Raw genomic sequence first — 6,731 nt, 5'->3', positions numbered from 1 at the left:
GTATTCGGACAGAAAAGTGATCCTGCGAGCAGGAAGAGTCCGAATAGAGAGTGTATTCGGACAGAAAGGGGAGTTCGCGAGCAGGAATAGTCCGAATAGAAGGCGTATTCGGACAGAAAAGTGATCCCGCGAGCAGGAAGAGTCCGAATAGAGAGTGTATTCGGACAGAAAAGGGGGCCCGCGAGCAAGAAGAGTCCGAATAGAAGGTGTATTCGGACAGAAAAGTGATCCTGCGAGCAGGAAGAGTCCGAATAGAGAGTGTATTCGGACAGAAAGGGGAGTTCGCGAGCAGGAATAGTCCGAATAGAAGGCGTATTCGGACAGAAAAGTGATCCTGCGAGCAGGAAGAGTCCGAATAGAGAGTGTATTCGGACAGAAAGGGGAGTTCGCGAGCAGGAAGAGTCCGAATAGAAGGCGTATTCGGACAGAAAAGTGATCCCGCGAGCAGGAAGAGTCCGAATAGAGAGTGTATTCGGACAGAAAAGGGGGCCCGCGAGCAAGAAGAGTCCGAATAGAAGGTGTATTCGGACAGAAAAGTGATCCTGCGAGCAGGAAGAGTCCGAATAGAGAGTGTATTCGGACAGAAAGGGGAGTTCGCGAGCAGGAATAGTCCGAATAGAAGGCGTATTCGGACAGAAAAGGGATCCCGCGAGCAAGAATAGTCCAATAACGATTTTAGTTAGAATAGTTTGCAGATTCGGCTGGTGAACAGTTCCCGAGGGCCAGCCGAGTCCGAATGCTTCTCAAATAAAACCTCAAAAAGGTACAAACTGATTATTGTCTGTACCCAATGACTTTAAACGAAGTCTTATAAGAAATGGGAGATCGATTTTGCAACTCCTTCTTTAATACGCGAGAAGAGACTAAGGGAGTTTAAATCCTTTAATGATAGCTTCACAGAATCTTTTAAATCTTTCTCTAAAATAAGTTTGACTTCTTTAATCACTTGCGGGTCGTAAATATAGCAGTTAATTTCGTGATTAAGAAAGAAGCTACGATTATCAAAATTAGCTGTACCGAGGTCACAAATTTGATCGTCAAATAACAGGATCTTGGCATGGTAAAAGCCGTTTTTAAATTGGTATACATTGGCGCCGCCAGCGATGATGGCTCTCAGGTGTGGAAAGGACGCTTCTTTAACAAGCATATGATCGGATACATAGGGGACGATGATGGTTAATTCTACCCCTCGATTCAGTGCATCAAGAAGCTCGTCGAGAATTCTTTTACTTGGAATAAAATAAGGGCTCCCAATAGTGATCGACTTTTTCGCTTGCTGGATCAGCGTTGAAAAAGTGTCTTCTAAAATAAATCCTTCTGTTGAGATGGTTTTATGTCGGCTTTTGCCTTTTTCTAATGGCGGAAAATAAATTTTGTTCTGCAATAAATTGGTCTTTGTTGCTTCCTGCCAATCAAGAAGGAATTGCTGTTGTAAATCGAGAACGCCCTCGGCAGTAATCTTAAGGTGATAATCGCGCCAAGGGCTAAGCTTCGGATCTAGGTCAATGTATTCATTGCCGACATTGTAGCCACCAATATAGCCAGTCTCTCCATCGATCACGGCAATTTTGCGATGATTGCGCACTTGTGAAGAATAAAAATAAAAAGGAAATGTTGGTACGTTGGAGAAAGCAAACTCAGCTCCAGCACTTTGCAATTCCTTAATCATTTTTCTTGAAACTTTTAGGCTCCCAGCCCAATCGAGCAAAAGCCTGACCTCGACCCCTTCCTCAGCTTTCTTTTTCAGAAGAGAAAGAAACTCATTTCCGAACTGATCATCATTGCAAATATAAAATAGGACATGGATATGTTTTTTGGCATGATGAAAATCATCAAACATACGATCAAATAGGTCAGTCCCATGAGTGAAGATTTCAAGATTGCTTTCACGGAACGGAAAGGCATTGCTTTTAATCGTCGGCAATTGCTTTTTTCTTCCCAATTTATAATCAAAGGTCAAAAAGGCACCAATGACAAAGATAGCAATTAAAATACAAATTAGGATTTTCAATGCTATCCGCTCCTTTATCTGATAGGTAATCATATTGTCCCCGAAATAATACCTTCTATAACGGTTTTTCAAGTCAGATTTAAAAAGAAAATATTGACTGAACGCTCATTCATTATATAATAGAATTATATAAATTCTGAAAATTTTACATGTTAGGACCATTTCACTTCATGGAAAAAGCTTCGATTGTGAAGGGCTCTGTTATTAAAATTTTCCTCACTCAAACCATATTCGAATAAAGAAAGGAGCGTTTCATTTCAGATGAATGGACTATTATGGATCAATCTTATTGCAACCCTTTTTGTAATCGCTTACGGAGTGAGCCTTTTTGTGTATGTTGTGAAAACAAGGATCGATTACATTAAGCTCGGGAAAAAAGAAGAGTTTGATCACAATGTGAAAGAGCGGATGAACAAAATATGGGTAATGGTGTTCGGGCAAAAAAAGCTTCTCAAGGACAAAAAAAGCGGAATCATTCATGTGATGTTCTTTTACGGTTTTATCCTTGTGCAATTTGGAGCGATTGATTTCATTATTAAAGGGATTTATCCTGGTGCCCATTTACCATTTGGCCCCCTTTACGGCGGCTTTACTTTCTTCCAGGAAATTGTTACTTTAATCATTTTAGTGGCGGTTGTATGGGCTTTCCATAGACGTTATATTGAAAAGCTTGTTCGGCTGAAAAGGGGTTTTAAGTCAGGATTGGTATTGATTTTTATTGGCGGTTTAATGCTTTCAGTGCTGCTGGGGAATGGTATGAGTATGATCTGGCATGGACATGAGGCAACTTGGACAGAACCTGTTGCTTCTCTCATTGCGACGGCATTTTCGGGTATGGGTGAGACCGCTTCTATCGCCATCTTTTATGTCGCTTGGTGGATCCATTTACTGTTCTTATTGACTTTCCTCGTCTATGTGCCGCAAGGAAAGCATGCTCATTTAATTGCGGGTCCAGCAAATGTCTATTTAAATCGCCTTGAAAAACCAGGCAAATTAAGAAAGATTGATTTTGAAGATGAAACGCAAGAAACGTTTGGCGTAGGGAAAATTGAGGATTTTACACAGCTTCAATTAGTGGATTTATATGCTTGCGTAGAGTGTGGACGCTGTACAAATATGTGCCCGGCGACCGGTACGGGAAAAATGCTTTCACCGATGGATCTTATTTTAAAGCTCCGCGATCACTTAACAAATCACGGTGCGGCTGTAACGTCGAAACAGCCATGGGTTCCGACCTTTGCTTTTGCAAAAACACAAGGGAACCAGCTTGCTCTTGCTGGTGCAGGAAAAGGTGTTGAGGAGAGTGCTGCGGCCCTTGCTTACAGTCCGAGCTTAATAGGCGAGGTGATAACCGAAGAGGAGATCTGGGCTTGTACAACTTGCCGAAATTGTGAGGACCAATGCCCTGTTATGAATGAGCATGTAGAAAAAATTATCGACCTTCGCCGTTACTTAGTGTTAACGGAAGGAAAAATGGATGCGGACGCACAGCGTGCGATGCAAAATATTGAGCGTCAAGGAAATCCATGGGGCTTAAATCGGAAAGAACGTGAAAATTGGCGTGATGCTAGAGAAGATGTAGAAGTAAAAACGGTGAAAGAAATGAAAAAAGCAGGAGAAGAATTCGAATATCTCTTCTGGGTAGGTTCTATGGGTTCTTATGATAATCGTAGTCAAAAAATTGCCTTATCATTTGCCAAATTATTAAATGAGGCAGGGGTGAAATTTGCCATTCTTGGGAATAAAGAAAAGAATTCTGGCGATACGGCCCGCCGCCTTGGAAATGAGTTTGTCTTCCAGGAGCTTGCTGCTAATAATATTGCTGAATTTGAAAAAAATGATGTGAAAAAGATCGTGACAATTGATCCGCATGCATACAATATATTTAAAAATGAGTACCCTGATTTCGGACTGGAAGCGGAAGTATACCATCATACAGAGGTTCTTTATCAGCTCGTAAAAGATGGACGCTTAAAACCAAAATATGCGGTCAATGAAACCATTACTTTCCATGATTCTTGTTATTTAGGGCGCTACAATGAAGTCTATGATCCGCCACGTGAGATTCTTAAAGCGATTTCAGGAGTGAAACTTGTGGAAATGGAACGGAACCGTGATACGGGGATGTGCTGTGGAGCTGGTGGAGGTCTGATGTGGATGGAAGAGGAGACCGGGCACCGCATTAATGTTGCCCGCACAGAGCAGGCATTAGAGGTCAATCCGACTGTCATTAGCTCTGGATGTCCATATTGCCTAACAATGCTTTCTGATGGTACAAAGGCGAAAGAAGTTGAAGATCAAGTTTCCACATATGATGTTGCAGAACTTTTAGAAAAAGCAGTTTGTGGGGAGGCTGCAGAATTGGCCTCGTAAAGAATGGCTCCAGCGAGTTAGCAGCTCGCTGGAAATGCCAAATTTTTTTTGGAGTAATCATTCCGAATTTTTGATTTTTTAAAAACGTATTCAAATTTTTCAGTAATTACTGTAAAATGAGCAGTAAATAAAGCGTTTTCATAATCTACGAGGCAGTATGGAAACGAAAAGTTTCCATTTCTTCATATTTAACTTCGAGCGAGCGTTCAGTCAGTCAAGTTTAAAACCTACCAAGATCAAGCACATCTTATGAATTCCACTTAAAAATTTAATAGAAAAGGAGAGTTTAGGATGGGAAAAACAGTCATTCTCAGCGGGGTAAGAACGCCTTTTGGCAAATCAGGAGGAGCATTAAGCAGTCTTACAGCTTCAGATTTAGGGGGACTTGCCGTTAAAGCAGCTTTGGAACGGGCGCAAGTGAAGGGGGAAGCAGTGCAGGAAATCATTTTAGGAAATGTTCTGCAAGGTGGCCAGGGGCAAATCCCGTCGCGGCAGGCGGCCAAAAAAGCTGGTCTCCCTTGGGGTGTGAAAACAGAGACGATTAATAAAGTTTGTGCATCCGGGATGAGAAGTGTCACTTTGGCAGATCAAATTATTCGCGCAGGGGATGAGGAAGTGATCGTAGCCGGTGGGATGGAATCGATGAGCAATGCCCCGTATTTTTTACCAAATGTTCGTTTTGGTCTGAAAATGGGAGATTCCGTTGTAAAGGATTTAATGGTACATGACGGGTTAACGTGCAGCTTTACAGGTGTCCATATGGGGACATACGGAAATGGGGTTGCCGAGGAGCTGTCCATTAATCGGGAAGCACAGGATCAGTGGGCTTTGCGCAGCCATCAGCTCGCATTAGCGGCGATCGAATCAGGAAAACTTTCTGAAGAAATCATTGCGGTTGAAGTGCCGCAAAGGAAAGGGCCAGCGGTGACGGTTTCTGTAGATGAGGCGCCAAGAAGAGATACATCGCTTGAACGGTTGGCGAAATTGCCGCCTGTATTTGGTGCTGATGGAACGATTACGGCGGGGAATGCCCCAGGCGTAAATGATGGAGCCGCTGCCCTCGTGCTCATGAGTGAAGAAAGAGCGCTGAGAGAAGGAAGAACGGTGGAAGCCTACATTATTGGGCAGGCAGCAGTTGCGGTTGAAGCGAAAGATTTTCCGAAAACCCCTGGAATGGTCATTAATGAGCTTTTGGCAAGGACGGGGAAGAACGTTGAGGAAATCGAGCTATTTGAAATTAATGAAGCTTTTGCTGCGGTCGCCCTTGCCAGCAGTCAGATCGCCAAGTTAAATCCAGAAAAGGTCAATGTAAATGGTGGTGCGGTCGCTTTAGGACATCCGATTGGTGCAAGTGGTGCAAGAATCATTGTTACGCTTATGCATGAATTGAAGCGTCGTGGAGGCGGTATTGGAGTTGCTGCTATTTGTTCCGGCGGTGGTCAAGGGGATGCCATTATGATTGAAGTGCCAAAGGGGGAAGCGTAATGAATATAGATAAAATAATGGTGATTGGTGCAGGGCAAATGGGTTCAGGTATTGCTCAAGTATGCGCTCAGGCCGGATTCAAAGTGCGATTGCATGATTTGAAGACGGAATTTGTGGAGAAGGGGCTAAATGTAATTAAGAAAAATTTGGCGAGACAGGTTGCGAAAGAAAGAATGACTGAGGCTGAGCTAGAGACCATTTTAGCAAACATCACGCCATCCACCGAGCTCCGTAATGCCGGTGCTGTCGATTTGGTCATTGAGGCGGCGGTGGAAAATATGGACATAAAAGCGAGCCTTTTTAAGGAGCTCGATCAATTCGCACCTGCTCACGCCATTTTAGCAAGCAATACCTCCTCCTTGCCAATTACAGAGATCGCTGCCGCTACGTCACGGCCGGAAAAAGTGATAGGAATGCATTTTATGAATCCTGTTCCGGTTATGAAGCTCGTTGAGATTATTCGCGGACTTGCAACGGCAGACGAAGTGTACGATACGATTGAAGATATTACCCAAAAGTTAAATAAAGTTCCGGTGGAAGTAAATGATTTCCCTGGATTTGTTTCCAATCGAATTTTAATGCCGATGATTAATGAAGCGATCTATACCCTGTATGAGGGTGTCGCTACAAAAGAAGCGATTGATGAAGTGATGAAGCTCGGTATGAATCATCCAATGGGTCCGTTAACACTCGCCGATTTTATCGGATTGGATACATGTCTCTACATTATGGAAACGCTTCATGAAGGTTTTGGTGATGATAAATATCGCCCATGTCCGCTGCTGCGCAAATACGTCAAGGCAGGTTGGCTTGGTAAGAAGTCTGGACGAGGGTTTTACGAATATGCATAAAAATGAATTTT

The 6,731-nt window shown here is 43.1% G+C and carries 4 protein-coding genes; 3 read left to right on the top strand and 1 reads right to left on the bottom strand.

Annotation, left to right across the window (positions count from 1 at the left end; translation table 11 throughout):
• Positions 1-808: 808 nt before the first annotated feature.
• A complete protein-coding gene (gene cls, locus PZE06_RS08650) occupies positions 809-2,011 on the bottom strand; it encodes a cardiolipin synthase (protein ID WP_150914408.1) in 1,203 nt (400 codons plus the stop codon).
• 261 nt (positions 2,012-2,272) lie between these two features.
• Here cls and PZE06_RS08645 point away from each other — a divergent pair, with 261 nt between their 5' ends.
• From PZE06_RS08645 to PZE06_RS08635, 3 genes are all read left to right on the top strand, one after another.
• Positions 2,273-4,384, top strand: coding sequence for a (Fe-S)-binding protein (locus tag PZE06_RS08645; RefSeq protein ID WP_150914406.1), 2,112 nt, complete (start codon positions 2,273-2,275; stop codon positions 4,382-4,384).
• Between the two features lie 291 nt (positions 4,385-4,675).
• Positions 4,676-5,869 (top strand): acetyl-CoA C-acetyltransferase, encoded by a 1,194-nt coding sequence (locus PZE06_RS08640; RefSeq protein WP_150914404.1) that lies wholly within the window; start codon positions 4,676-4,678, stop codon positions 5,867-5,869.
• Positions 5,869-6,720, top strand: a complete 852-nt coding sequence (locus tag PZE06_RS08635; RefSeq protein ID WP_150914402.1) for a 3-hydroxybutyryl-CoA dehydrogenase — start codon at positions 5,869-5,871, stop codon at positions 6,718-6,720. Before PZE06_RS08640 ends, PZE06_RS08635 begins: the two co-directional genes overlap by 1 nt.
• The last annotated feature ends 11 nt before the right edge of the window (positions 6,721-6,731 follow it).

Source organism: Robertmurraya sp. DFI.2.37, from assembly GCF_029211245.1.
Lineage (GTDB): Bacteria > Bacillota > Bacilli > Bacillales > Cytobacillaceae > Robertmurraya > Robertmurraya methanolica_A.
Note: the sequence above shows the minus strand (reverse complement) of the source record. Positions and strands in the feature narration are given on the sequence as shown.

Bases quoted from the DNA above. Each gene is read 5' to 3' on its own strand.
- PZE06_RS08640 (WP_150914404.1), top strand. From the start codon at position 4,676: ATGGGAAAAACAGTCATTCTCAGCGGGGTAAGAACGCCTTTTGGCAAA.
- PZE06_RS08645 (WP_150914406.1), top strand. From the start codon at position 2,273: ATGAATGGACTATTATGGATCAATCTTATTGCAACCCTTTTTGTAATC.
- PZE06_RS08635 (WP_150914402.1), top strand. From the start codon at position 5,869: ATGAATATAGATAAAATAATGGTGATTGGTGCAGGGCAAATGGGTTCA.